Genomic DNA, 25,090 nt, shown 5'->3' with positions numbered 1-25,090 from the left:
ACCCGTCCCTCCCCCAGCTACCGCCGGGAGGTGCCCCCTCCGCGGAACGATTGCCCACAACGGTCACTTATCCGTCTCCCTCATGGGGATTCGCACGCCGCGTTCCTGCGCTACCTCGTCCGCTCGGTCGTAGCCCGCGTCCACGTGGCGGATGACGCCCATGCCGGGGTCGTTCGTCAGGACGCGGCGGATCTTCTCGCCCGCGAGCGCCGTGCCGTCGGCGACCGTGACCTGGCCGGCGTGGATCGAGCGGCCCATGCCGACGCCGCCGCCGTGGTGGATGGAGACCCAGGAGGCGCCCGAGGCGACGTTGACCATGGCGTTGAGCAGCGGCCAGTCGGCGATCGCGTCCGAGCCGTCCAGCATGGCCTCGGTCTCGCGGTACGGGGAGGCCACCGAGCCGCAGTCGAGGTGGTCGCGGCCGATCGCCAGCGGCGCCGCCAGGGTGCCGTCGGCGACCATCTCGTTGAAGCGCTCGCCCGCCTTGTCGCGCTCGCCGTAGCCGAGCCAGCAGATCCGGGCGGGCAGCCCCTGGAAGTGGACCCGCTCCTCCGCCATCTTGATCCAGCGGGCCAGCGACTCGTTCTCCGGGAAGAGCTCCAGGATCGCCTTGTCCGTGGCCGCGATGTCCTTCGGGTCGCCGGACAGGGCCGCCCAGCGGAAGGGGCCCTTGCCCTCGCAGAAGAGCGGCCGGATGTAGGCGGGGACGAAGCCGGGGAAGGCGAAGGCGCGCTCGAAGCCCGCCAGCTTGGCCTCGCCGCGGATGGAGTTGCCGTAGTCGAAGACCTCGGCGCCCGCGTCCATGAAGCCGACCATGGCCTCCACATGCCTGGCCATCGACTCGCGCGCCCGCTGGGTGAAGTCGGCGGGCTTCTCGGCGGCGTACGAGGCCATCTCGTCGAAGTCCACGCCGACCGGCAGGTACGACAGCGGGTCGTGGGCGCTGGTCTGGTCGGTGACGATGTCGATCGGGGCGTTCATCGCGAGGAGCTGCGGGACCAGCTCGGCCGCGTTCCCCAGCACGCCGATCGACAGGGGGCGCCGGGCGTCCCGGGCCTCGGTCGCGAGCTGGAGCGCGTGGTCCAGGCTGTCGGCGCGGACGTCCAGGTAGCGGTGGTCGATACGGCGCTCGATGGCGCGCGGATCGCAGTCGACGCAGATCGCGACGCCGTCGTTCATCGTGACCGCCAGCGGCTGGGCGCCGCCCATGCCGCCGAGACCGGCGGTGAGGGTGATCGTCCCGGCCAGGGTGCCGTTGAACTTCTTGGCGGCGACCGCGGCGAAGGTCTCGTACGTGCCCTGGAGGATGCCCTGGGTGCCGATGTAGATCCAGGAGCCCGCCGTCATCTGGCCGTACATGGTCAGACCCAGCGCCTCCAGGCGGCGGAACTCCTCCCAGTTGGCCCAGTCGCCGACGAGGTTGGAGTTGGCGATCAGCACCCGCGGTGCCCACTCGTGGGTCTGCATGACGCCCACCGGGCGGCCCGACTGGACCAGCATCGTCTCGTCCTGCTTCAGCGTGCGCAGGGTGCGGACCATGGCGTCGAACGAACGCCAGTCACGGGCCGCCTTACCGGTGCCGCCGTAGACGACGAGCTTGTCGGGGTGCTCGGCGACCTCCGGGTCGAGGTTGTTCTGCAGCATCCGCAGGGCGGCTTCCTGCTGCCACCCCCGGGCGCTGAGCTCTGCACCACGCGGCGCCCGTACGGGTCGCGGTCCTGTCATGGGCCAAGCCTCCCTGTGCCATCAACTGGTTCGACTGCATCGACTACGTCGACCGCATCGACTGGATCGAGTTATTCACATCTTGATGCGAATGAATATGACTAGTCAATACCGTGGGGCTCCGCATACGTCCAGGTGGTTCAGCGGCACGGGCTCACCGTGCTGGTCGCGGCCAACCCGCCCCGGCCACGGGGTAGCGTCACCAGGTCGTGTCCCCACGCCCGCCGAGGAGCCCTTCGTGTCCCTCCCCGCCACCCACCGCGAGGTCCGTCTGGCGGCCCTGCCCGATGGGGAGCTCACCCCCGGCCACTTCGAGGTCGTCACCGCCCCCGTCCCCACCCCCCGCGCCGGTCAGGTGCTGGTGCGCAACCGGCTGATGAGCGTCGCCGCCGTGATGCGCCCGCTCACGCTCGCCGACCCGGACGCCTTCGGCCTCCCCCAGCTGCTGCACAAGGCCGGCGAGGTGATGCGGGGCGCGGCCCTCGGCGAGGTGGTCCGGGCGCCGGGCACGGATCTCGCCCCCGGAACCCTCGTCCGCCACCGCGCGGGCTGGCGCGAGTACGCGCTCCTGAACGCCCCCGAGGTGTCGCCCGTCGACCCCGAGGTGCTGCCGGACCCCGCCGCCCATCTCTCGCAGGGGTTCACCGCCTGGCTGGGGGTGGTGCGCGGGGCCGGGGTGCGGCGCGGCGACACGGTGTTCGTCACCGGCGCGGCGGGCGGAGTGGGCTCCCTGGCCGGGCAGTTCGCCCGGCTGCACGGTGCCAAGCGGGTCATCGGCTCCACCGGCTCCCGGCACAAGGCCGACCGGCTGACGCGGGAGCTGGGCTATGACGCGGCCGTCCTGCGCGGCGACGGATCGATCGAGGAGCAGCTGCGCGCGGCCGCCCCCGACGGCGTCGACGTCCTCTTCGACACCGTCGGCGGCGAGCAGCTGCGGGCCGCCCTGGCGCTGGCCCGCCGCAACGCCCGGTTCGCCCTGGTCGGCGCGCTGGCCGCGCAGCTGTCCGACGACGCGCTGGCCCCGACCGCGATCAGCACCCTGGACCTGATCACCCGGAGCATCACGCTGCGCGGCATCAGCGCGGTGGACCACCAGGACGCCATGCCCGCGTACCTGAGCGAGTTCGGCCGGGCGCTGCGCGAGGGCGCGCTCATCTACCCGTACACCCGGCTGACGGGGATCGACCAGGCGCCGGGCGCGCTGTGCGAGCTGGTGGCGGGCCGCCACCTCGGGGCGGTGCTGGTGGAGCTGTAGGGCCGAATCAGCCCGGTGCCGGGGGGCGCGCTCCCCGCGACCGCACGGCCCCGCTCCCGGAGCGCCCCCCGCGGAGCTGGTCCGCGGCCGTTCCGGATGGTTGGCTGAAAGCATGACATCGAAAGCGGTTGCGATGGCCACCCGGCGCGAACAAGCCGTACAGGCGGCCGTGGAGCAGCGGCTGCTGGGCCCGGACCAGCCCGTCGTGGGGCTGCTGGACGTGGCCGGGATCCGCTCCGCGGCCGCCGGGCTGCGCGCGGCCTTCGAGGAGGTCGTCGCGCCCGGCACCCCCATCCTGCACGCCTTCGCGGTCAAGGCCGCCGCGCTCGTCCCCGTCCTGCGGCTGCTGGCCGACGAGGGCCTGGGCTGCGAGGTGGCCAGCCCCGGCGAACTGGCGCTGGCCCGCGCGGCGGGGGTGACGCCCGACCGGATCGTCCTGGACTCCCCCGCCAAGACCGCCGCGGAGCTGCGCGAGGCCCTCGACCTGGGCATCGCCGTCAACGCCGACAACCCCCAGGAGCTGGCGCGGCTCGACGCGCTGGTGGGGCACCGCGCGACCCCGCCCCCGCCCCTGGGCCTGCGGGTCAACCCCCAGGTGGGCGGCGGCAGCATCGACGCGATGAGCACGGCCACCACGACCTCCAAGTTCGGCGTCGCCCTCCAGGACCCGGGGGCGCGCGCGTGGGTCGCGCGCGCCTTCGCCGAGCGCCCCTGGCTGACCCGGCTGCACGCACACGTGGGCTCCCAGGGCTGTTCGCTGGAGCTGATGGCGGCGGGCATACGGACGGCCTACGAACTGGCCGAGGAGATCAACGAGGCGGCCGGCCGACAGCAGATCGACGCCCTCGACATCGGCGGCGGCCTCCCCGTGAACTTCACCTCCGACGAGATCACCCCCGGCCACCGGCAGTACGCCCAGCTGCTGCGGGCCACCGTGCCGGGGCTCTTCGACGGCCGGTACAAGCTGGTGACCGAGTTCGGACGGTCCCTGCTCGCCAAGTCCGGCCTGGTGCTGGCCCGGGTCGAATACGCCAAGTCCGCGGGCGGCCGCCCGATCGCGGTCACCCACGCGGGCGCCCAGCTCGCCACCCGTACGGTCTTCGCCCCGGAGGCCTGGCCGCTGCGCGTCCTGGCCTACGACGCGGCGGGCCGCCCCAAGGCCGCGACCGGCGACGGCCCGGTCCCCCAGGACATCGCCGGTCCCTGCTGCTTCGCGGGCGACCTGGTCGCGCGCGACCGGCCGCTGCCGGAGCTGGCGGCGGGCGACCTGGTCGCCCTGCTGGACACCGGCGCGTACTACTTCTCCAACCACTTCGCGTACAACAGCCTGCCCCGCCCGGGGATCTACGGCTTTGACGCGACGAGCGCCGATGTGCGCTTCGCGACGGTACGGGAGCCGCAGACGGTGGACGAGATCGTGGCCGAGAGCGGTGCGAAGCACGCGCTGGGCCTGAGCCGGTTGCGGTAGGGCGCGGGGCGCCCAGGCTGTGGGGCGCCCAGGCTATGAGGCGCCCGGGCTGTGGGGCTCCGAAGTCCGCCGTACGGGTGGCGCTTTCGTCTGGGTTGGCGTTGATTGAGCATCGGGGCAGGTGGGGGCGGGCGCGGGCCGCATCGCCGACCACCGGCCAGTGGGGGCGAGGCCGGTGGCGGCCTCTGTGACCTGGCGCCGAGGCCGTTGCCGGACTGCGGGCCCCTGTGGTCCGGCGACCATCGCAAGTCGCCGAAGAGCCAGCGTGTTCGGGACGGCCCGACGCCCCACTCCGTGCCCGGCGGCCCGGAGCCCGGCCGCCCCCACCGGGCCCGGTGGGGGTACCCCTCCAAAAAACGCTTGATCTGACGCAACTAATTTGTCAAACGTTTTCGAGAGGGGTACCCCCACCCCCCCCCGCAGTCCGGATTGGCGCGAAGCCCTGGCCGGAGGGGCGCCGCGACCGGGCCCGCCCCCTCCGGCCGACCGCCGGCGACGGACCCCGGCCAGGGCACCCCCGCCCCCATGCTCAAAGGCGCCGAAGGCGCGAGACGGCGCCGCACAAACCCACGCCGCGCAACCCCGCCGGGCCAACCCCACTGGTCCAATCCCGCCGAGCCAACCCCACCGGACCAACCCCACCGAGGTTGGGCCGAAGAGCCGGGGGCACCCCTCAGCGCCCGGCCGCCGCCATCGCGCGGGAGCGCCGCGCCCCGCCCGGTCCCGCGTCACCGGCCACGATCCCCGTCGTCTGGTAGCCGTCCACCGCCTTGCCCGCGGGCCGCCCCCGAGTGACCCGCTCCGTGCGCACCCACAACAGCGCGTCGTGCGCACGCTCCCAGCGGCCCAGCCACAGCGCCTTGGCCCACAGCCCGGCGCCGAGCCCCGCCAGCAGCATCCCGCCCGCCGCCGGAACGGCGAAGGACGAGCCCGTCGCGGCGAGGAAGGCCAGCAGCAGCCACCACCGCAGGGCGCGCCGCCGGGTCCTTACGGTCACCGCGCGGTCCTGGAGGAAGACCGCCTTGCCCGCGCGCGAGGCGTCGCGCGCCAGCTCCAGATACCGCTTACGGCGCACCACGAACACCACGACCCCCGCGATCAGGAAGAGCGCCGCCCCTGCGAGCACTCCGATCCGGCGGCCGGTCAGCCCCGGCACCAGCGCCCCGATCCCCGCGGCCAGCACACCGGGCCACCACAGCCACCCCGCGGGAGCCCTCACGATCACCGCCACCCGTGCCAGCGCATACGCCCCGCGCCCCACGACCGACCTCCTCACTCTGGTGAATCCCGGAAGAAATCCCTGTCGAATCGAGGAATCTAGCCAGGATGCCTGAGAATTCGGTGAGAGGAACGGGGGTTGGCACACAGAGTGGCCCGGAAGCCCGGCTCACTCCACGAACAGGCCCCGCTCCGCCGCCTTCGCGTCGAACTCCTCCAGCCGCGCCTGCGCGTCCGGCAGCGCGTCGCACATCGCCTCCAGCAGCACCCGCCCCAGCAGCATCGGCGCACACGCGGTGTCGAAGGCCAGGCCCGTGCCGACCGCCGCCGGCAGCAGCAGATCGCTGTGGCGGGCGACCGGGGCGAAGGCGCTGTCGGCGACGGTGACCACGGTCAGACCCGCATCCCGGGCGTACTCCAGACCCTCCACGACCTCGCGCGGATGCCGCGGCAGCGCGAAGCACAGCAGCGCCGTGGCGCCCGCCCGCTTCGCCGCGTCCACGCGGTCGTCGAGCATCGTGCCGCCCTCGTCGAGCAGCCGGACGTCCGGATGGACCTTGCGCGCGAAGTAGCTGAAGCCGCGGGCCTGCGCGGAGGCGGCGCGCAGCCCGAGGACCGGCAGCGGACGGGACTCGGCGAGCAGCCGCCCGGCGCGGACGACGGGAGCGGGGTCGGCCAGCAGCGCGGCGAGATGGCGCAGATTGTCGATCTCGGACTGCACGGCCTGCTGGTACTCGTTGTACGACCCCTCGTCCGCCTCCGGCTCGGCGGGCGCGACATCGCGCAGATGCTTGCGCAGCGCCGGATAGCCGTCGAAGCCGAGGGCGACCGCGAAGCGGGTCACGGACGGCTGGCTGACGCCCGCGAGCTCGGCCAGCTCGACGCTGGAGAGGAACGGCGCGTCCGCGGCCCGCCGCACCATGCAGTGGGCGATCCGCCGCTGGGTCGGGGTCAGCCGGTGGCCCTCGAAGAGCGCCTGAAGCCGGGCCGCGGTCGAGGCGCCGGAAGCGGGCGGGACGCCCGGCACCCCCGGCGACACCGCCGTGACGTCCTCGTCCACCTGCGTCACCCGCGCACCGCCCACCCCACCACTCACCCCGTGGTCCGTACTCATCACGTCCTCCTGACCCTCGTACCCTCGTCCCTCAGACCCCCGCCAGCCGGTCGAGCAGGCGCGCGGCCACCGCCACATCCTCCGTCAACGGCCGGTCCTCCATCCGGGGATCGAGCACTTCCGACGCCAGGGCGAAGGCCACCCCGGCCGGGAGCTCCGGGTCCGGCTCAAGGCCGCGCTGGCGCAACGCCCGTACGGCCGCCACGAGTTCACAGCCCAGCACCAGCCGGTAGTGGTCGGCCACCCGGAGCGTCTGGCGGGCGCCGAGCGAGGCGAAACTGGCTTGTTCCTCCACCCCGCGCGAGAGCACCGCGTGGCCCAGCGAGGCGGGGTGGGAGACCGCGCGCATCTCGCCGAGGGCCGCCCCCGCCGCGTATTCGAGGATCATCACGCCCGAGCTCGCGGGCGCGGCGTCGCCGAGGAAGGGGCGCAGCCGGGTGAAGTCGGGTTCGCTGAGCGCGGCGAGCCGGGCGGTGGAGAGCCGGGCGGTCTGGAGCGCGGCGAGCCGGAAGTGGTCCAGGGCGAGGGCGGTGTGCGCGGCGTAGAAGTTGCCGTGGTGGTAGGCGGCCTCGTCGGTGGAGCTGATCAGCGGGTTCTCGGCGGCGGCGTTGAACTCGACGGCCAGCACCCGCTCCAGCGCGTCCGCCGCGTCCAGCGCCGGTCCGTGGATCTGCGGCAGACAGCGGAAGCCGTACGGGTCCTGTATGCGGCCCAGCGGCGGGGTGGGCCGGGGCGGGGCGCCGAGCAGGGCGCGCATCCGGGCGGCGGCCGCGACGGAGCCGGGGTGCGGCCGGGACGCGTGGACGGGTTCGGCGTATGCCTCGTACGAGCCGCCGACCGCGATCAGCGAGAGCGCGGCCACGGCGAGCGAGGCGGACAGCAGCCGCCGCAGCTCGGCGAGGGCGAGCGCGGACTGGCCGAGGGTGAGGGCGTTGCTGCTGATGAGCGCGAGGGCGTCGTTGCTGTCGAGCCTGATGGGGTCGGGGGCGCGACGGCCCGGGGCGGCCTCGGTGAGGTCCCAGGGGTGCTCGCCGACGAGCGCGAGACCGGTCTGGGCGAGCGCGGCGAGGTCCCCGGTGCCGACCGCGCCGTATTCGTTGATCACCGGGTGGGCGCCGCTGTCGAGGCCCTCGACGAGCGCGGTGACGACGGCGGGGCGCAGCCCGGCACCACCCGCCAGCAGCTGATTGGCCCGGACGGCCATCATGGCGCGGACCTCGCGGCCGGGCAGCTGTGCGCCGATCGCTCCGGCGTGGCTGCGCAGCAGCCGCAGCCCGTGGTCGGAGTCGGCCGGGCCGACGTCCTCGGTGCGGTTGGCGCCCACACCGGTGCTGCGCCCGTAGACGCGGCCGGTGGCCGCGAGCCGGTCCGCGGTCTCCCAGGCGCGCTCGGCCAGGGCGAGCGCGGTGGGATCGGGCGCGGCGGGCCGGCTGAGACGGTCGGCCAGCCGCGCGACATCCACGACGCGTAGGCTCCGGCCGTCCAGCGTGATCCGCGGGCTGGCGCCGTCGGTGCCGTCGGCCGCCGCGTGATCAGCATCCAGCATGTGAGACAACATCCAGGGCAACCCCTTTCGAACACGCCCTTTCTGGGCCAACCGCCCAGCACTCCGTCCACATCGCGAGCAGAAGTAACCGGTGATTAACGCAGACCTCTTGACTTCTATTCACTCGACTATGACTGTGCATGACTATATGCAGACAGGGCAAGGGGAAGCGGATGATCAGCTTCAAGGACGTCAGTAAGCACTACCCGAACGGCACCACCGCGGTGGATCGCCTCAATCTCGAGCTCCCGGAAGGAGGCATCACCGTTCTTGTCGGCACCTCGGGCTGCGGCAAGACCACCACCCTCCGCATGGTCAACCGCATGGTCGAGCCGAGCAGCGGCACGGTGAGCGTGGGCGGGCGTGATGTCCTGCGAGCGGACGCCGCCGAGCTGCGGCGCGGGATCGGCTATGTGATCCAGCAGGCCGGGCTCTTCCCGCACCGCACGATCCTCGACAACATCGCCACCGTCCCGCTGCTCCTGGGCTGGGGCCGCCGCAAGGCGCGGGCCCGCGCCGCCGAGCTGCTGGAGCTGGTCGGGCTGCCCGCCGACTCCGGCAAGCGCTACCCGCACCAGCTCTCGGGCGGTCAGCAGCAGCGCGTCGGGGTCGCCCGCGCGCTGGCCGCCGATCCGCCGGTGCTGCTGATGGACGAGCCGTTCGGGGCGGTCGACCCGGTCGTACGGACCCAGCTCCAGAACGAGCTGCTGCGGCTCCAGAGCGAGCTGCGCAAGACGGTCGTCTTCGTCACCCACGACATCGACGAGGCGGTACGGCTCGGCGACCGCATCGCGATCTTCCGCACCGGCGGCCATCTGGTCCAGTGCGCACCCCCCGCCGAGCTGCTGGCGAGCCCCGCCGACGACTTCGTGGCGGGCTTCCTGGGCGCCGAGCGCGGGCTGAAGCTGCTCTCCCTGTCCACCCTCGCCGACGTGGAGCGGGAGCCCGCGCCCACCGACGGGCAGCGCTGGCGGCTGGTCACCTCCGAGCGCGGTGAGCCGCTGGGCTGGCGCGACACCGAGGGGCCGGAGGGCGACCGGGCCCCGCTGCTGCCGGTGCGCCCGCTGCGGGACGGCGACTCGCTGCTCACCGCCCTGGACGAGTCGCTGGCCTCGCCCGCAGGTCTGGTGGCCCGCGTGGACGCCGACGGGGTGCTCACCGGAGTCACCGGGCGCGACGCGATCCACGAGTACGCGGGGCAGCGCCACACGGAGGCGGGCCGCGCGGCCGCCCTCAAGACCGCCGACGAGGGCCCCGAAACCGCCGACGCGGGCGACGACACCACGGCCTCCGACACGAGCGTGACCGCATGACCATCGACTGGGGCTGGTTCCCCGATCATCGGAGCACCCTGGTCACGCTCACCCTGGACCACCTCTCCACCGCCGTCCCCGCCGTCCTCCTCGGTCTGCTGATCGCGCTGCCGCTGGCCGTGATCGCCCACCGGGTGCGCCCGCTGCGCGGACTCCTGCTGGGGCTCTCGAACATCCTGTTCACGATCCCCTCCATCGCGATCTTCGTCCTGCTGCTGCCGGTCACCGGCCTCACCCGCACCACCGCCATCACCGGCCTGACCATCTACACCCTGGTCGTGCTGCTGCGGAACACCGTCGAGGGGCTCGACAGCGTCCCCACCAAGGTCCGCGAGGCGTCCACCGCGATGGGCGCCCGTCCGCTGCGCACCCTGCTCACCGTCGAGCTGCCGCTCGCCTTCCCGGTGATCATGGCGGGCGTACGGGTCGCCACGGTGATGGCGATATCGCTGGTCAGCGTGGCCAGCTACATCGGGTACGGCGGCCTCGGCCAGCTGTTCACCGACGGCTTCCAGCGCAACTACCCCACCCCCGTCGTGGCCGGAGTCGTCCTGTCCCTGGTACTGGCGCTGGTCGCGGACGCCGTGCTGGTCACCATCCAGTGGCTGTGCACCCCGTGGCTGAGGAGGCGTGCCTGACATGCTCGAACTACTCCAGAACCTCCTCCGCTGGCTGACCAGCGGCTCCCAGTGGTCCGGGCCCGACGGCATCGCCACCCGCCTGCTGGAGCACCTCCAGTACTCGCTGCTGGCCACCCTGGTCGCCGCCGCCATCGCCCTCCCGGTCGGGCTGCTCATCGGGCACACCGGGCGCGGCGCGTTCCTCGCCATCAACCTCTCCGGCTTCGGGCGGGCGCTGCCGACCGTCGGCCTGGTCACGCTGGTCTTCCTGGCCAGTGGGCTGAGCATGTGGCCGGTGTACGTCTCGCTGGTCGCCCTCGCGATCCCGGTGATCGTCACCAATACGTACGCGGGCATGGCCGCCGTGGACCCCGAGGTCAGGGACGCGGCGCGGGGCCAGGGCATGCGCTGGTACCAGGTGCTGTTCCAGGTCGAGCTGCCGCTCGCGCTGCCGCTGATCATGACCGGGCTGCGGCTGGCCTGCGTCCAGGTCGTGGCCACCGCCACCATCGCCGCGTACGTCAGCTTCGGCGGGCTCGGCCGCTATGTCTTCGACGGGCTCGCCCAGCGCGATCTGGTGCAGGTGCTGGGCGGGGCGGTGCTGGTCGCCGTGCTGGCCATCGCCCTGGACCTGGCGCTGGCCGGAGTGCAGCGCCTGCTGTTCCGCAACCGCCCCCCGCGCGCCCACGCGCACTGAGCGCCGCCCCAACCGGCTCAGCACCTCAGAGCCCCCACCGACTCAGCGCCTCAGCGCCCCACCGACTCAGCGACTTCACTCCGATCCGAGGAGACGACCCCATGAACCGCAGGAAACTGCTCGGCGGCCTGCTCGCCGGCGCCTCCGTGCCCACGCTCGCCGCCTGTAGCGGAGGCGTCACCTCGCTCAAGGGCGACGGCGGCAGCGGTGGCTCGGGCGGCGGCAGCAGCCTGGGCGGGCTGGTCATCGGCACCGCCAACTTCACCGAGAACCAGCTGCTGGGCTACCTCTACGCCGAGGCGCTGAGCGGCGCGGGCATCAAGACCAGCGTGCGGCCCAACCTCGGCTCCCGGGAGATCGTCATACCCGCCCTCCAGCAGGGCGATATCGATCTGCTCCCCGAGTACCAGGGCAATCTGCTGCTCCACTTCGACGACAAGGCCCCCCAGACCGAGGCCGGCGACCTCCAGAACGCCCTCACCGTCGCCCTCCCCAGCGGTCTGGAGGCCCTGTCGTACGCGGCCGCCGAGGACAAGGACGTCTTCTGCGTCACCCGCGAGGCCGCCCGGAAGTACGGGCTGCGCAGCTTCGCCGACCTCGCCAAGCAGAACGGCAAGCTGGTCTTCGGCGGCCCGGCCGAGGACAAGAACCGGGTGGTCGGCCTGGTCGGCCTCAAGGACCGCTACGGCGTGACGTTCAAGGAGTTCAAGGCCCTCGACGCCTCCGGCCCCCTGGTCAAGGGCGCCTTGAAGAAGGGCGATGTGGACGTCGCCAACCTCTTCTCCACCGACCCCGACATCGAGGCCAACGACTGGGTGATCCTCGCCGACCCCAAATCCCTCGTCCCGGCCCAGCACATCGTGCCCGTGGTCCGCGCCGCCAAGGCCGACGCCAAGGTCCGCAAGGCCCTGGCCCGCCTCGGCGGTGCCCTCACCACCCGGGAACTGGCCCGGCTCAACAAGCTGGTGAGCAACGACAAGAAGGACCCGGACCGGGTCGCCGCCGACTGGGCCGCCAAGAACGGCCTCACCAAGAAGTAGCGGCAGGAGCACCGTATGCCCGACTCCCCAAACTCCCTGGACTCCCTGGTCGAAAAGCGCTCGATCGACGTCGTCCCGGACGCGGAGCGCCATGGCACCGCCTTCAGCCAGTTCACCCTGTGGCTCGGCGCCAACCTCCAGATCACCGCCGTCGTGACCGGCGCCCTGGCCGTCGTCTTCGGCGCCGCCGCCCTCTGGGCGATCATCGCTCTGCTGATCGGAAACCTGCTCGGGGGAGCCGTCATGGCGCTCCACTCCGCCCAGGGACCGCGGCTCGGCCTCCCTCAGATGATCTCCTCCCGGGCCCAGTTCGGGGTCCGGGGCGCGATCGTCCCGCTGCTGCTGGTCATCGTCATGTACGTGGGCTTCTTCGCCAGCGGCAGCGTGCTCGCGGGACAGGCGGTCGGCGAACTCACCCATCTCGGCGACACCACCGGGATCGTCCTCTTCGCCCTCGTCACCGCCGTGGCGGCCGCCGTCGGCTACCGCCTGATCCACACCCTGGGCCGGATCGCGGGCCTCGTCTGCGCCCTGGCCTTCGTCTATCTGGGCATCCGGCTGCTGGACCGCACCGACCTGGCCACCCTCCTCCACGACCGGACCTTCGACTTCCCGCTCTTCCTCCTCGCGGTGTCGCTGTCCGCCTCCTGGCAGCTCGCCTTCGGCCCGTACGTCGCCGACTACTCCCGCTATCTGCCGCGCGCCACCTCCGCGAAGGCCACCTTCTCCTGGACCCTCGCCGGCACCGTCCTGGGCTCCCAGTGGTCGATGACCTTCGGCGCCCTCGCGGCCGCCGCGGCCGGCCACGCCTTCGTCGGCCACGAGGTCTCGTACATCGTCGGCCTCGGCGGCGGCGCGGCCCTGATCACCTCGCTGCTCTACTTCGTCATCGCCCTCGGCAAGCTGACGATCAACGTCCTCAACACCTACGGCGGCTTCATGTCGATGGTGACCAGCGTCAGCGGCTTCCGCGGCCGCGCCACCCTCTCCCCGCGCGGCCGGGCCGCCTACATCGCCGGGATCATGGTCGCGGGCACGGCGGTCGCGCTGCTCGGCAAGGACAGCTTCCTGTCCTCCTTCAAAGACTTCCTGCTGTTCCTGCTGACCTTCTTCACCCCGTGGAGCGCGATCAACCTCGTCGACTACTACGCCATCGCCAAGGAGCGCTACGACATCCCCGCCCTCAGCGACCCGAACGGCCGCTACGGCGCCTGGCGCTGGAAGGCGCTGACCACCTACGCCCTCGGCGTCCTCGCCCAACTCCCCTTCCTGTCCACCGCCTTCTACACCGGCCCCTTCGTCGCCCCCCTGGGCGGTGCGGACATCTCCTGGCTCATCGGCCTCGCCGTCCCCGCCGCCGTCTACTGGCTCCTGGCCCACCGCGACACCGCCCACGTCCCGGACCGCATGATCCTCACCCCGGATCCGCCATCGGGCCGCCCGTACGTCACCGAGGCCGGGTGAGCGGGTCCCACAAAGCCGTTGTCACGTCCAGCCGTTCCCGTCCGGATGGTCCTATCGCGCGAGGGCGGCGGAGACGCGTTCGCGCAGCGCCACCGCCCGGGGATCGTCGTACGAGGCGAGCGCCCTCAGAGCCTCGGCCCAGTGCCCCCGCGCTTCCTCGGCCCCGTCGGCCCCATGAGCCCCGTCGGCCCCGTCGGCCTCGCGCAGCGCACCGGCGAGGCCGCAGAGGGAGAGCGCCGTGTGCCACAGGTCGTCCAACTCCCGGTGGGCCGCCGCGGCGCGACGGTAGAAATCGGCCGCCTCGCCGGGCCGCCCGAGCCGCCGGTACGTCTCCCCCGCGCCGTCCCACGCCCGGGCCTCCCGCGCCCGGTCGCCGAGGCGTCGCTGGAGGGAGGCGGCCCGCTGGAACGAGACCAGGGCGGCGTCGAACGCACCGTTGGCCTGCTGCGCCCGTCCCAGCTCCAGCAGCCAGTACCCCTCCCACATGTGGTTGCGGTGGGTGAGGGCGATGTCCAGCGCGCCCTGTGCGGACCGCAGCGCCTCCTCCGGCTGCCCGCTGTCCCGCTGAATGGCGCTCAGGATGCGCAGCGCGTTGCCCTCACCGCCCTGGTTGCCCAGTTCGCGGTGCATCTCCAGGGCCCGCAGCACAAAGCCGGACGCCTCCTCCAGCCGGGCCAGCTCGTACGTGACCTCGGCGAGATTCGCCGACAGGACGGCCTCCCAGTGGGCGGCGCCCAGCTCCCGGAAGAGCGCCGCCGCCTGCTCGAACCGGTCCTTCGCCAACTCCAGCCCGCGTCCCCGCAAGTGGATAAGCCCGATGTCGTTCAGTGAGAGCGCCTCCCCGAGCCGGTCGCCGATCTCCCGGCGGGCGGCCAGGGCGCCCTGGTGGTACTCGGCGCCCTCGGCAAGGCGATGGGACTGCGTACAGGCCATTCCGAGGCTCTCCAGAAGCTCGGCCTCGGCGGTGCGGTCGCCCAGCCTGCGGGCGGCGCGCAGTCCGATGCGGCCCATGGCGAGCCATTCCTCGAACGGGTTCAGGAGCATGTGCACGCTCCGCAGCACCGCGGGAAGTTGCCACGCGATCACATCGATACCGGCATCCTCGGCCGCACGGGTCGCGGCCAACAGATTGCCACGCTCCGTCTCGTACCACCGCATGGCCTCGTCGTAGTCCGCGAAGGACGCGGGGGTGAGGCCGTCGCCCGGCGGATCGAGCGGGATGTGGGCCTCCTGCGGGTTGATCCAGGTCTGGGCCGCGTCCGCGGAGTGCAGGTACCAGACCAGCACCCGACGCAGCGCCGCCCCGCGTTCCTCCGGGGACTCCTCGTGCCGCGCCTGGTCGGCCGCGTAGGCGCGCAACAGGTCGTGGAACTCGTAGCGGTCGGGCCCGGTCTGCTCCAGCAGATGGGCGCCGACCAGCACGTCCAGCAGATGCCGGATGCGGCCCGTGCCCCCGCCCGCATCGAGAGCGGCGGCGGCCGCGATGCCGAACTCGGCGCCCGGATGCAGCCCGAGCAACCGGAAGAGACGCGCCGCCTCCGCGGGCAGCGCCCGATAGGACCAAGCGAACACGGTACGCACCGCCTCGGCCTCCTCGTCGTCTCCCACGCTCAGCGCGTCCCACAGGGCTGACTCGTCGCGAAGGTCTCTTATCAGGTCGTCCAGCCCCATCCGCGGACGGCTGGCGGCCCGCTCCGCGGCGATGCGCAGGGCCAGCGGAAGGCGGGCACACAGCCGCGCCAGCTCGATCAGCCGGCCCGGGTCGTCCTGGGGGCGGTAGGGGGCGGTGACGACGCTCAGCAGCGCGACGGCCTCCGCCTCGTCCAGCGTGCCCAGGGTCAGCGTGTGCGCCCCGTCGCGGACGGCCAGCCCGGACAGCCGACTCCGGCTGGTCACGATGACCAGGCAGCCCGCGGCGCCCGGAAGCAGCGGTCTCACCTGGCTCGCGGTGGCCGCGTTGTCGAGGACGACCAGCACCCTGCGCCCGGACAGCAGCGACCGGTAGAGCGCCGCGCCCGCCTCCAGGTCCGCCGGAATCGCCGCCACCGGTACGCCCAGAGCCGAGAGGAACCGGTGCAGCGCCTCTTGCGGGGTGACCGGCGCACCCGGGTCATAACCGCGCAGGTTCACATACAGCTGGCCATCGGGGAAACGGTCCTGTACGCGGTGCGCCCAGCGCAGCGCCAGGGAGGTCTTGCCGACGCCCGCGGTCCCGGCAAGAACGCAGACCGGGACGGAAACGGATACATCGCCGCCGTCGGTCAGGATGGCGTCGAGCCGTCCCAGCTCCTGGCCCCGGTTTACGAATCCCCGGACGTTTCCGGGCAGTTGCCGGGGCTTGAGACTCTCAGGGCGCCCGCCGCTGTGGAAGTGGATGCCTCCGCTGACGTCCCGGGCCTGCACCACGTCACCCGCGGACCCGGACAGTTCGGAATGCATCCCGTGATCCTCGTTGATCTGCTACTCCGGTTGTGGTGGAGGTAAACGCGCTACTTCGCGGGCGAAATACGACCCTAGTTCCTCACCGGCGTCGTAGAGATCTCTGGTGAGCGCGCGGCAGCGGGTGGTGATCCCGGCATCCGTGAACCGCACCGCGCCGTCGAGAACGCCCTGGTCCGTGTAGCGGATCCGGTAGGTCGTCGAGTCGCCCAGCGTCAGAAGCTCCGGCAACGGTTCGGTTCTCTCCAAGTCGGCGAGGTGTTCCGGGCCGACCACCCGGATCCTCTCCCCGCATTCGGCGCGCAGCCGCAGCAGGTGCAGCTCCCATTGCAGATACGGGGTGATGGGCTCCTCGACCACCCGGACCCGGTAGAGGGTGATCCGGTGGTCGTCAACCTCCTGCGAGAATTCCCGCAGATAGTCGCGCTCCTCCTCGATGAGACGCAGGGATTCGTCCCAGTCGCCTCGGGCGAACGCCTCCCAGCTGGCGAACCCCGGCTCCCTGAAGTGCTGCCCGCGCTCCAGCTTCCAGGAGTCCTGACCGTCGATCGTCCACTGCCGCTCGCGGAAGTCGCGGCGGTAGACGTCGAGGGGCAGCGCTTCGCCCTGGCCGGTCCCGAGGCGGGGGCCGTCAAGTCCGAGCATCGGGGATGTCCGGTTTCGCGGCGCTCAGGGTGGAGCCCGGGATGACGACGAGGCGCTCGTCAGGGGCGATGCTGGCGTCCTCGGGGAGTTTCGCCCGGTAGGTGTCGGTGAGGTCGCGGCCGATGACCGCGATGTCACCGTTGTCGAGCTGCCAGATGTCGGGGCACCCGTCCCGTCCACCGGTGGTTCCGAGCTCGCGCGCCGACTTTCCTAATCGACGCGCGAACGATGCGGACGGGTCGGCTTCCCACGCGCGGGCCATCGCTCTCTCCACTCATCCGTCGTGGTTACCGAGTGTAGGAATGGCCTTTACGGATGGCAACGGTCGCTGGAGCCGAAGACGGGATCAAGCCGCAATCAGGCCGGGGGCAGGAGCTTCTTCTGGGGCTTGCCCATGGCGTTGCGGGGCAGGGCCTCCAGGAAGCGCACCTTGCGGGGGCGCTTGTGGACGGAGAGCTGGGAGGCGACGAAGTCGATCAGCTCCCGCTCGCCGATGCCGTCGGCCACGACGTACGCGACGATCTCCTGGCCCAGGTCCTCGTGCGGGGCGCCGACGACGGCGGCCTCGCGGACGGCCGGGTGGTCCAGCAGGGCGTTCTCGACCTCGCCCGCGCCGATGCGGTAGCCGCCGGACTTGATCATGTCGGTGGAGGCGCGGCCCACGATGCGGTGGAAGCCGTCGGGGTCGATGGCGGCGATGTCGCCCGTGCGGAACCAGCCGTCCTCGGTGTACGAACCGGCCGTGGCCTCGGGCCGGTTGAGGTAGCCGTCGAAGAGGGTCGGGCCGGTCAGCTGGAGCTCGCCGATCTCGGCGCCCTCCTCGGCGGCGATCCGGGTGCGGATGCCCGTCAGCGGGGTGCCGACATAGCCGGGGCGGCGTTCGCCGTCGGCGCGGGTGCTGATGGTGATGAGGGTCTCGGTCATGCCGTAGCGCTCGATGGGGCGCTGGCCGGTGAGCCGCTCCAGCTCGCGGAAGACGGGGGCGGGGAGCGGGGCGCTGCCGGAGACCAGGAGCCGGGCGGAGGCCAGGGCGCGGGCGGAGTCCGGGTCCTGGACGACGCGGTTCCAGACGGTGGGGACACCGAAGTAGAGGCTGCCGTCCGCCGCCGCGTACGCCGCCGGGGTCGGCTTGCCGGTGTGGACGAGGCGGCTGCCCGTCCGCAGCGCGCCCAGGACGCCGAGCACCAGGCCGTGCACATGGAACAGCGGCAGCCCGTGGACCAGGGTGTCCTCCGGGGTCCAGGCCCAGGCCGCGGCGAGTCCGTCCAGGTCGGCGGCGACCGCCCGCCGGGAGATCAGCGCGCCCTTGGGCGCCCCCGTGGTGCCCGAGGTGTAGAGGATGAACGCCGTGGACTCCGGGTCCGGCTCCGCCTTCGTCCACGCCGCGCGCTCGGTCAGGTTCACCGGGACGGTCTCCACCGGGGCGTCCACGGCCTCCCCGGTGAGCAGCAGGGTGGCGCCCGAGTCCCGCAGTATGTGGTCGCGTTCGGCCGGGCCGGAGTCCGGCGGTACGGGCACCACCGGCACCCCGGCCAGCAGCGCGCCGACCACCGCGACCACCGTCTCCGGGGTCGCGGTCGCCCGGACCGCGACGACCGGCGCACCGGCGATACGAGCCGCCACCGCGCCCGCGGCACCGAGCAGTTCCTCGCGCGAGAGCGCGCGGCCGCCGACGCTCAGTGCGTCGGGGCGGTCGTCGCCGGGCGCGGCGAGGGACGTGAGGAGAGGTGCGGTCACGGAACTGACTCCTTCCACAGCGGGCCGGGGGTGGTGCTTCTCGGGCCCGCGCGTCTTCCAGGGGGGCTGGGTTTCGGGGGGCTGGGTTCAGGGGGCTAGCCCTACCGACAAAGCGTCCCCGCGACCGTACCGTCCTTAAGCATGGACGCCCGTGACCCGGATCTGAAAAAGGAACTCGACGCGGCCCTGCAGACCCGTAAGGAGCTGGGCACGGAGTACGAGTCGGAGTTGGTCGACTCCTTCATGGAGAAGGTCGAGCAGCGCTTCAACGATACGGCGGACCGCCATGTCCGCCGCCAGCTCGCCGAACAGCAGATGGCGACGGCCCGCGGCAGCCGCCCGTACGCCACCGGCGCGCCCGCGGACCAGGCCCACGGCCTGGGCGTCGGCGAGCGCTTCGCCTTCGTCGGGGTCTCCCTGGTCCTGGCCATCCCGCTGTCGGCCATCGGCGTCGTGAACGAGGGCCTGCCCGGTCTGCTGATCACCTGGGCCGGAATCTTCGGCGTCAACGCGGTCCATGCCATGGGGGCCTTCTCCTGGCTCCGCCGAGGCCATGGGCGGGAGAAGAGCGAGGACTAGAGAAGTCTGCGCGGGGACCGCCGCACCCCGGTGGCAAGCCACCGAGGGCGGGACGACGGCGGTCCCCGCGGGGACGCGGGCCGGGTCAGGGCCGGAATTCCGCGTCCAGGCGACCATGGAGGTCCGGGAGCCGCTCCGGAGGTCCTGCCGCCTCATCTCGGGTGTCGGTGTCGTCCTTCCGACGCCCACTAATCTGCCGGAGCCGTGTTAACCCTGTGCTGCGGGCGCGTGACACGTTCGTACCACTTGCCCGAAGGGCAGTTGGGAGCGGTTGGGACCCTTACGTGCCCTCACTTCGGGCCGCCTGCCAGGTACGCCAGCAGGTCCTGCCGGCTCACCACGCCCTTGGGCTTGCCCTCCACCAGCACGATCGCCGCGTCCGCCGCGCCCAGCACCGCCATCAGGTCCTCGACCGGCTCACCGGAGCCGACATGCGGCAGCGGCGGGCTCATGTGCTTCTCCAGCGGGTCGGTCAGCTCCGCGCGCTTAGCGAACAGGGCGTCCAGCAGCTCGCGTTCCACCACCGAGCCGATGACCTCGGCGGCCATCACATCGGGGTGACCGGCGCCCGGCTTGACGATCGGCATCTGCGAGACGCCGTACTCCCGCAGTACGTCGATGGCCTCGCCCACCGTCTCTTCCGGGTGCATATGGACCAGCGAGGGCAGTCCGCCCTCCTTGCCCTGGAGCACATCGCCGACCCGCACCGAGGGGCCGTCCTCCTCGAGGAAGCCGTAGTCGGCCATCCACTCATCGTTGAAGATCTTGGAGAGATAGCCGCGGCCGCTGTCGGGCAGCAGGACGACCACCACATCGTCCGGGCCGAGCCGCTCGGCGATCTTCAGGGCGCCCACGACGGCCATCCCGCAGGAGCCGCCGACCAGCAGCCCCTCCTCCTTGGCCAGCCGCCGCGTCATCTGGAAGGCGTCCTTGTCGGAGACGGCGACGATCTCGTCCGCGACGGTCTGGTCGTACGCGGTCGGCCAGAAGTCCTCGCCGACGCCCTCGATCAGATATGGGCGGCCGGAGCCGCCGGAGTAGACCGAGCCCTCGGGGTCGGCGCCGATCACCTGGACGCGGCCCTCGCTGGCCTCCTTCAGATAGCGGCCGGTGCCGGAGATCGTGCCGCCGGTGCCGACGCCCGCCACAAAGTGGGTGATCTTGCCTTCGGTCTGCTCCCACAGCTCGGGGCCGGTGGTCTCGTAGTGGGAGCGCGGGTTGTTCGGGTTGCTGTACTGGTCGGGCTTCCAGGCGCCCGGCGTCTCGCGGACCAGCCGGTCGGAGACGTTGTAGTACGAGTCGGGGTGCTCGGGGTCCACCGCGGTGGGGCAGACCACGACCTCGGCGCCGTAGGCCCGCAGCACGTTGATCTTGTCCGTGGACACCTTGTCCGGGCAGACGAAGACGCACTTGTAGCCCTTGCGCTGGGCGACCATCGCGAGGCCCACACCGGTGTTGCCGGAGGTCGGCTCCACGATGGTGCCGCCCGGCCTCAGCTCACCGGAGCGCTCGGCGGCCTCTATCATCCGGACCGCGATCCGGTCCTTCACCGAGCCGCCGGGGTTGAAGTATTCGACCTTGGCCAGGACGGTCGCCCGGATGCCTTCGGTCACGGTGTTGAGCTTCACCAGCGGGGTGTTGCCGACCAGCTCAATCATCGATTCGTAGTACTGCACACCTGCTCCTGGTCCGGTTCCGCGGGATCTCCGCGTCGGGGCGGCCGCCGTCGCGGGGCCTTGCTGTCAGCTTATTGCGCACTGCCGCCCTCCGACCGGCGCGTTGGGACGAAGCCTGCACGGGGCAACAAGTTGTTAGCAAGGCGTACAAAGGAGAAAGAAGCGCGTGCGCGTGCGGACGGAGGTGGGCTGGACCCATGTCGATGTCGAGGGCGAGGGTGGCGCGGCGGATCGCCGCCGCGGCGGCGTACGGGGGCGGCGGGATCGGGCTGCTGGGCGGGGTGACCGCCGTGCTGGTGCTCACCGAGGTGTCCCATGCCAAGCGGGTCGTGGGCGGGTCGGACGACCCGCCTCCGCGCGCGGACGGCCGATATGGCTTCGCCTTCGCCCGCAGGACCGGCCAGCCACCACTGCGGCTGGCCTTTCTCGGCGACTCCACGGCCGCCGGACAGGGCGTCCACCGCCCTAGTCAGACACCGGGCGCGCTGCTCGCCTCGGGGCTGGCGGCGGTCGCGGAGCGCCCGGTGGACCTGCGGAACGTGGCGCTGCCGGGGGCGCAGTCCAGCGATCTGGAGCGCCAGGTCACGCTGGTGCTGGAGGATCCGGACCTGCTCCCGGACGTATGCGTGATCATGATCGGCGCCAATGACGTCACCCGGCGGATGCCGCCCGCCAAGTCGGTGCGGCTGCTGTCGGACGCGGTGCGCAGGCTGCGCGAGACGGGTTGCGAGGTGATCGTGGGCACCTGTCCCGACCTCGGCACGATCGAGCCCGTCTATCAGCCGCTGCGCTGGATCGCGCGGCGGCTGAGCCGGCAGTTGGCCGCCGCGCAGACGATCGGGGTGGTGGAGCAGGGCGGGCGCACGGTCTCGCTGGGCGATCTGCTGGGCCCGGAGTTCGCGGCGAATCCGCGGGAGCTGTTCGGCCCGGACAACTACCACCCCTCGGCGGAGGGGTACGCCACGGCCGCGATGGCCGTTCTGCCGACCCTGTGCGACTCGCTGGGCCTGTGGCCCGAGGAGGCGCCGGAGATGCTCGACGAGGGCATCCTGCCGGTCGCCACGGCGGCGGCCGAGGCGGCCGCGGAGGGTGGCACGGAGGTCACCGCGGCCCGCGGCCCCTGGGCCCGTCTGCTGCGCCGCCAGGGCCCCGCCAAGAAGGAGCCCGCGGCCGTGTCCGGCTCCCCCGACACCTCGTCCCCGACGTCGCCGCCCCCTTCGGGCTGCTGACCCCGCCGGGCCGGGTCGGGGGCTGCGTCCCCTGGGCCTGGCCGCCCTGCCGCCCGGCGCGGGCCGATCCGCTCCGCCGGGTGCGGACGGCCCGTCTCGCGCCTTCGGCGCGTCCGAGTGGGCCGGGGGCACCGGGCCGGGCCTCCGGGCGCCCGCTCCCCGGCGCCCCTGCCCCGCTGCCCCATCGCGCCGAAGGCGCGGGACGTAAGCCGCACCCGACCCGGCCGCGCGGCCCGGACATCGCACAAGAAGGGCGCCGCGCCCGGGGCGACGCCCAGCCGCAAGAAGGGCGCCGCACCCGGGGCGGCCCCCAGCCGCTGAGCGTACGCTTGGAAAAAAGAGTCCGGTGTCACAGCCCGCACCCCGTGACCCTGCCGATACGTACGGGTAACTTCCCTCGGAGTCCCGCCCGCACCCCCGCCCCCATGGAGCCGTGATGCCCGAAGCAGTGATCGTCTCTGCCGCCCGTTCTCCCATCGGCCGCGCCTTCAAGGGCTCGCTCAAGGATCTGAGGCCGGACGACCTCACCGCCGAGATCATCCAGGCAGCGCTCGCCAAGGTCCCCGAGCTCGACCCCCACGAGATCGACGACCTGATGCTCGGCTGCGGGCTCCCGGGCGGTGAGCAGGGGCACAACCTGGGGCGGATCGTGGCCGTGCAGATGGGGATGGACCATCTCCCCGGCTGTACGATCACCCGCTACTGCTCCTCCTCCCTCCAGACCTCGCGGATGGCGCTGCACGCCATCAAGGCGGGCGAGGGCGACGTCTTCATCTCGGCGGGCGTCGAAATGGTCTCGCGGTCGAAGAAGGGCACCTCGGACGGGCTGCCGGACACCCACAACCCGGTGTTCGCGGAGGCCGAGGCCCGTACGGTCGCGCGCGCCGAGCAGGAAGGCTCCGACTGGCACGACCCGCGCGAGGACGATCTCCTGCCCGACCCGTACATCGCGATGGGCCAGACCGCCGAGAACCTGGCCCGGCTCAAGGGGGTCACCCGCGAGGAGATGGACGAGTTCGGCGTGCGGTCCCAGAACCTCGCCGAGGAGGCCATCAGGAAGGGCTTCTGGGAGCGTGAGATCACCCCGGTGACCACCCCCGACGGCACGGTCGTCAGCCAGGACGACGGCCCCCGCGCGGGCACCACCCTGGAGGCCGTGCGGGGCCTGAAGCCGGTCTTCCGCCCCGACGGCCGGATCACCGCGGGCAACTGCTGCCCGCTCAACGACGGCGCCGCGGCGCTGGTGATCATGTCCGACACCAAGGCGCGCGAGCTGGGCGTGACCCCGCTGGCGCGGATCGTGTCGACCGGTGTCACCGGCCTCTCCCCCGAGATCATGGGCTACGGCCCGGTCGAGGCGTCCAAGCAGGCGCTGGCCCGCGCCGGGATGTCGATCGGCGACATCGACCTGGTGGAGATCAACGAGGCGTTCGCCGCACAGGTCATCCCGTCCTACCGCGATCTGGGCATCGACCTGGACCGTCTCAATGTCAACGGCGGCGCGATCGCCGTGGGCCACCCCTTCGGCATGACCGGCGCCCGGATCACCGGCACGCTGATCAATTCGCTGCAGTTCCACGACAAGCAGTTCGGCCTGGAGACCATGTGCGTCGGTGGTGGCCAGGGCATGGCCATGGTCATCGAGCGCCTGAGCTAGGCCGCGGCGACACGTCTGCGACACTGGTTCGGTCCGGGCCGTGACCGGATCTCCCCCAGGATGTGACAAAAGTCCTGGGGGAGAGGTGTCTGCCCAGCTCAGCACCGGTGACCAAAGGCCCGCCCGGTACCGAATTCTGCCCATTTGGTGATGGTATGCACTGACGTCGAGAGGCGATAAGCCTCAAGCTGAGGTAGGAATTCGGGGGATCTACAGCCAACCGGGAGTACGTCAGTGAGCCCCACGAGTCTTGTCCTCCTCCTGGCCGCGGTGACCGCCACGGCCGTAGGGGCGGCCGCCCTGCACACCGCGCGCGGTGTGCGCCGGCAGATCAGTGAGCTGCGCGCCGAGCTCGCGGCCACCGGCGCCGCCGGTGCCCGGACGGGCGGCGGAGGCGACGGCACGGAGGGCGGCGCGACGGTGCCCGCGCCCCGCGCCACCCCGGCCGCCGAGATACGCGCGGCCGTCGCCGACGCGCTGGCCGAGGAGCGGGAGCGCGAGCTGGCCGAGGCGCGGGCGTTCTGGGCCGCCCAGGAGGCCAGGGACTCCACCGGAGCGGCCGACGCCCACTCGCTGCTGAGCGGGCCGGGCGGGTTCGAGGACGCCTCCCAGGACGCGCAGCTCTTCGTGCCCCGCCAGGCCGACCTGGCCGGGCTCGAACCGCTGCTCGGGCTGGACGCGCTGGGCCCCGAGGCCATGGACTCCGGCGGGGACCAGGAGCCCGAGGTCGAGTCCGAGGTGGAGCTGGAGCTGGGCGCCGGGGCGGAGCCCGCGGCCGAGCCCCGGGAGTCGGCCGAGCTGGCGGCGGCCCGCCGTCGCCATCCGTCCCACCCCGACTTCACCCCGTCGTCACCGGTCGCCGACCACGACCGTACGGTGACCCGGCTGACCGAGCTGGCCGACGCCCGCACCCCGCTCTCCGATGTGCGGCCCGGACCCCTCGGCACCCTCGATGTCTACGTCTTCGCCGACGGCACCACGATCTGTATGACCCCGGGCCACCGGGAGACCGCTGAGCGGCTGGCGGACGCGCTGCGCGAGGGCACCGCCCCGGTGCTGCTCGGCGGCTCGGGCGTCTCCGGTGCTTATGCGCTCACGTTCGGTTGCGGCGAGGAGAACGTGTACATCCTCGCCGACCGCGTCATCGCCTCGCTGTAGGGACACATCGCCCCGCTGTAAGCAGGCCCTCAGGCCGTGAGCAGGCTCATGGCTGTCAGCCGGGCCCCAGGCTGTGAGCAGGCCCTCAGACGCCGCAGCGCCCCGCCGCCTCCGCCACGAGCGCCACCGCCTCGGCGGCCCCCCGCGCCGTATCGCCGCCCCCGGCGCCCTCCGGCGCACGCTCCAGCGCGTGCACCAAGTCATGTCCGGCCACCGCCACCTGGTCGGCGACCACGAACAGCCCCGCGTCCGGCATGATCCGCGGCGGGGTTCCCGGCTCCTCGAGCCGCTGTGCGCGCACCGACAATTCCCTGGCCAGGGCCAGTCCTTCGGCCGCCGCGCCCGCGCGCAGCCGGGACTGCGGAAGGGCGCGCAACCGGTCGGCGAGCCGGTCGACGGCGGCCAGGAGGGGGGAGACATCATCCACGCTCCGAGCGTATGCGCCACTGAGGGACTGTTGCCAACGGGCGAACACTCAGGCACGGTGAGCTGAAGGAAACCCGGGCCAGC

At 72.5% G+C, this 25,090-nt stretch carries 21 protein-coding genes; 11 read left to right on the top strand and 10 right to left on the bottom strand.

Going from position 1 to position 25,090, the window contains the following annotated elements:
* Positions 1-63: 63 nt before the first annotated feature.
* On the bottom strand, positions 64-1,725 hold the full coding sequence (gene hutU, locus ACMTAK_RS30085) for a urocanate hydratase (protein WP_413809078.1): 1,662 nt from the start codon (positions 1,723-1,725) through the stop codon (positions 64-66).
* Between the two features lie 238 nt (positions 1,726-1,963).
* Between hutU and ACMTAK_RS30080 the strand changes: the two genes are divergently transcribed.
* Both ACMTAK_RS30080 and ACMTAK_RS30075 read left to right on the top strand, forming a co-directional pair.
* Positions 1,964-2,980: an MDR family NADP-dependent oxidoreductase gene (locus ACMTAK_RS30080; protein ID WP_413809077.1), complete on the top strand. Its 1,017-nt coding sequence runs from the start codon at positions 1,964-1,966 to the stop codon at positions 2,978-2,980.
* A gap of 112 nt (positions 2,981-3,092) precedes the next feature.
* Complete coding sequence (locus ACMTAK_RS30075) at positions 3,093-4,448, top strand: type III PLP-dependent enzyme domain-containing protein (RefSeq protein ID WP_413809076.1); 1,356 nt, start codon at positions 3,093-3,095, stop codon at positions 4,446-4,448.
* Positions 4,449-5,121: 673 nt separating this feature from the next.
* On the opposite strand, the gene ACMTAK_RS30070 is transcribed toward ACMTAK_RS30075, so the two are convergent.
* The 3 genes from ACMTAK_RS30070 to ACMTAK_RS30060 form a co-directional block, all read right to left on the bottom strand.
* A complete protein-coding gene (locus ACMTAK_RS30070; RefSeq protein ID WP_413809075.1) occupies positions 5,122-5,709 on the bottom strand; it encodes a hypothetical protein in 588 nt (195 codons plus the stop codon).
* Positions 5,710-5,835: 126 nt separating this feature from the next.
* Positions 5,836-6,780, bottom strand: coding sequence for a MurR/RpiR family transcriptional regulator (locus ACMTAK_RS30065; RefSeq protein ID WP_413809074.1), 945 nt, complete (start codon positions 6,778-6,780; stop codon positions 5,836-5,838).
* Positions 6,781-6,811: 31 nt separating this feature from the next.
* A complete protein-coding gene (locus tag ACMTAK_RS30060) occupies positions 6,812-8,338 on the bottom strand; it encodes an aromatic amino acid ammonia-lyase (RefSeq protein ID WP_413809073.1) in 1,527 nt (508 codons plus the stop codon).
* A gap of 161 nt (positions 8,339-8,499) precedes the next feature.
* Between ACMTAK_RS30060 and ACMTAK_RS30055 the strand changes: the two genes are divergently transcribed.
* The 5 genes from ACMTAK_RS30055 to ACMTAK_RS30035 all read left to right on the top strand — a co-directional run bounded on the left by ACMTAK_RS30055 (position 8,500) and on the right by ACMTAK_RS30035 (position 13,460).
* Positions 8,500-9,639 carry an ABC transporter ATP-binding protein gene (locus ACMTAK_RS30055; protein ID WP_413813035.1) on the top strand — a complete coding sequence of 380 codons (1,140 nt, stop codon included), beginning with the start codon at positions 8,500-8,502 and terminating at the stop codon, positions 9,637-9,639.
* The gene (locus ACMTAK_RS30050; RefSeq protein ID WP_413809072.1) at positions 9,636-10,277 is read left to right on the top strand and encodes an ABC transporter permease; all 642 of its coding nucleotides are present in this window, start codon (positions 9,636-9,638) and stop codon (positions 10,275-10,277) included. Before ACMTAK_RS30055 ends, ACMTAK_RS30050 begins: the two co-directional genes overlap by 4 nt.
* 1 nt (position 10,278) lies before the next feature.
* Positions 10,279-10,956: an ABC transporter permease gene (locus ACMTAK_RS30045; RefSeq protein ID WP_198272135.1), complete on the top strand. Its 678-nt coding sequence runs from the start codon at positions 10,279-10,281 to the stop codon at positions 10,954-10,956.
* Positions 10,957-11,057: 101 nt separating this feature from the next.
* Positions 11,058-11,996 carry an ABC transporter substrate-binding protein gene (locus ACMTAK_RS30040; RefSeq protein ID WP_413809071.1) on the top strand — a complete coding sequence of 313 codons (939 nt, stop codon included), beginning with the start codon at positions 11,058-11,060 and terminating at the stop codon, positions 11,994-11,996.
* A gap of 15 nt (positions 11,997-12,011) precedes the next feature.
* Positions 12,012-13,460 carry a purine-cytosine permease family protein gene (locus ACMTAK_RS30035; protein ID WP_413809070.1) on the top strand — a complete coding sequence of 483 codons (1,449 nt, stop codon included), beginning with the start codon at positions 12,012-12,014 and terminating at the stop codon, positions 13,458-13,460.
* A 51-nt stretch (positions 13,461-13,511) separates the two neighbouring features.
* Here ACMTAK_RS30035 and ACMTAK_RS30030 read toward each other — a convergent pair whose 3' ends face one another.
* From ACMTAK_RS30030 to ACMTAK_RS30015, 4 genes are all read right to left on the bottom strand, one after another.
* A complete protein-coding gene (locus ACMTAK_RS30030; RefSeq protein ID WP_413809069.1) occupies positions 13,512-15,899 on the bottom strand; it encodes an ATP-binding protein in 2,388 nt (795 codons plus the stop codon).
* Positions 15,900-15,920: 21 nt separating this feature from the next.
* Positions 15,921-16,544 (bottom strand): DUF6879 family protein, encoded by a 624-nt coding sequence (locus ACMTAK_RS30025; RefSeq protein ID WP_413809068.1) that lies wholly within the window; start codon positions 16,542-16,544, stop codon positions 15,921-15,923.
* Positions 16,531-16,806 carry a hypothetical protein gene (locus tag ACMTAK_RS30020; RefSeq protein ID WP_413809067.1) on the bottom strand — a complete coding sequence of 92 codons (276 nt, stop codon included), beginning with the start codon at positions 16,804-16,806 and terminating at the stop codon, positions 16,531-16,533. The genes ACMTAK_RS30025 and ACMTAK_RS30020 overlap by 14 nt, the downstream gene beginning before the upstream one ends.
* Before the next feature lie 95 nt (positions 16,807-16,901).
* Entirely contained in the window at positions 16,902-18,281 is a 1,380-nt protein-coding gene (locus ACMTAK_RS30015) for an acyl-CoA synthetase (RefSeq protein WP_413809066.1), read from the bottom strand.
* A gap of 141 nt (positions 18,282-18,422) precedes the next feature.
* Here ACMTAK_RS30015 and ACMTAK_RS30010 point away from each other — a divergent pair, with 141 nt between their 5' ends.
* On the top strand, positions 18,423-18,860 hold the full coding sequence (locus ACMTAK_RS30010; protein WP_413809065.1) for a hypothetical protein: 438 nt from the start codon (positions 18,423-18,425) through the stop codon (positions 18,858-18,860).
* 290 nt (positions 18,861-19,150) lie between these two features.
* On the opposite strand, the gene ACMTAK_RS30005 is transcribed toward ACMTAK_RS30010, so the two are convergent.
* On the bottom strand, positions 19,151-20,536 hold the full coding sequence (locus tag ACMTAK_RS30005; protein ID WP_413809064.1) for a cystathionine beta-synthase: 1,386 nt from the start codon (positions 20,534-20,536) through the stop codon (positions 19,151-19,153).
* 197 nt (positions 20,537-20,733) lie between these two features.
* Here ACMTAK_RS30005 and ACMTAK_RS30000 point away from each other — a divergent pair, with 197 nt between their 5' ends.
* From ACMTAK_RS30000 to ACMTAK_RS29990, 3 genes are all read left to right on the top strand, one after another.
* A complete protein-coding gene (locus ACMTAK_RS30000; protein ID WP_413809063.1) occupies positions 20,734-21,765 on the top strand; it encodes an SGNH/GDSL hydrolase family protein in 1,032 nt (343 codons plus the stop codon).
* A gap of 436 nt (positions 21,766-22,201) precedes the next feature.
* A complete protein-coding gene (locus ACMTAK_RS29995) occupies positions 22,202-23,422 on the top strand; it encodes an acetyl-CoA C-acetyltransferase (protein ID WP_413809062.1) in 1,221 nt (406 codons plus the stop codon).
* 234 nt (positions 23,423-23,656) lie between these two features.
* Positions 23,657-24,580 (top strand): hypothetical protein, encoded by a 924-nt coding sequence (locus ACMTAK_RS29990; RefSeq protein WP_413809061.1) that lies wholly within the window; start codon positions 23,657-23,659, stop codon positions 24,578-24,580.
* Between the two features lie 85 nt (positions 24,581-24,665).
* On the opposite strand, the gene ACMTAK_RS29985 is transcribed toward ACMTAK_RS29990, so the two are convergent.
* Positions 24,666-25,007 (bottom strand): hypothetical protein, encoded by a 342-nt coding sequence (locus tag ACMTAK_RS29985; RefSeq protein ID WP_413809060.1) that lies wholly within the window; start codon positions 25,005-25,007, stop codon positions 24,666-24,668.
* Positions 25,008-25,090 lie beyond the last annotated feature (83 nt).

It is taken from the genome of Streptomyces lacaronensis, from assembly GCF_047337785.1.
In the GTDB taxonomy this organism is placed as follows: Bacteria; Actinomycetota; Actinomycetes; order Streptomycetales; family Streptomycetaceae; genus Streptomyces; species Streptomyces lycopersici.
This window is presented reverse-complemented; position numbering and strand designations above follow the sequence as displayed.

Bases quoted from the DNA above. Each gene is read 5' to 3' on its own strand.
- hutU (WP_413809078.1), bottom strand. From the start codon at position 1,725: ATGACAGGACCGCGACCCGTACGGGCGCCGCGTGGTGCAGAGCTCAGC.
- ACMTAK_RS30075 (WP_413809076.1), top strand. From the start codon at position 3,093: ATGACATCGAAAGCGGTTGCGATGGCCACCCGGCGCGAACAAGCCGTA.
- ACMTAK_RS30065 (WP_413809074.1), bottom strand. From the start codon at position 6,780: ATGAGTACGGACCACGGGGTGAGTGGTGGGGTGGGCGGTGCGCGGGTG.
- ACMTAK_RS30060 (WP_413809073.1), bottom strand. From the start codon at position 8,338: ATGTTGTCTCACATGCTGGATGCTGATCACGCGGCGGCCGACGGCACC.
- ACMTAK_RS30055 (WP_413813035.1), top strand. From the start codon at position 8,500: ATGATCAGCTTCAAGGACGTCAGTAAGCACTACCCGAACGGCACCACC.
- ACMTAK_RS30050 (WP_413809072.1), top strand. From the start codon at position 9,636: ATGACCATCGACTGGGGCTGGTTCCCCGATCATCGGAGCACCCTGGTC.
- ACMTAK_RS30045 (WP_198272135.1), top strand. From the start codon at position 10,279: ATGCTCGAACTACTCCAGAACCTCCTCCGCTGGCTGACCAGCGGCTCC.
- ACMTAK_RS30040 (WP_413809071.1), top strand. From the start codon at position 11,058: ATGAACCGCAGGAAACTGCTCGGCGGCCTGCTCGCCGGCGCCTCCGTG.
- ACMTAK_RS30035 (WP_413809070.1), top strand. From the start codon at position 12,012: ATGCCCGACTCCCCAAACTCCCTGGACTCCCTGGTCGAAAAGCGCTCG.
- ACMTAK_RS30030 (WP_413809069.1), bottom strand. From the start codon at position 15,899: ATGCATTCCGAACTGTCCGGGTCCGCGGGTGACGTGGTGCAGGCCCGG.
- ACMTAK_RS30025 (WP_413809068.1), bottom strand. From the start codon at position 16,544: ATGCTCGGACTTGACGGCCCCCGCCTCGGGACCGGCCAGGGCGAAGCG.
- ACMTAK_RS30020 (WP_413809067.1), bottom strand. From the start codon at position 16,806: ATGGCCCGCGCGTGGGAAGCCGACCCGTCCGCATCGTTCGCGCGTCGA.
- ACMTAK_RS30010 (WP_413809065.1), top strand. From the start codon at position 18,423: ATGGACGCCCGTGACCCGGATCTGAAAAAGGAACTCGACGCGGCCCTG.
- ACMTAK_RS30000 (WP_413809063.1), top strand. From the start codon at position 20,734: ATGTCGATGTCGAGGGCGAGGGTGGCGCGGCGGATCGCCGCCGCGGCG.
- ACMTAK_RS29995 (WP_413809062.1), top strand. From the start codon at position 22,202: ATGCCCGAAGCAGTGATCGTCTCTGCCGCCCGTTCTCCCATCGGCCGC.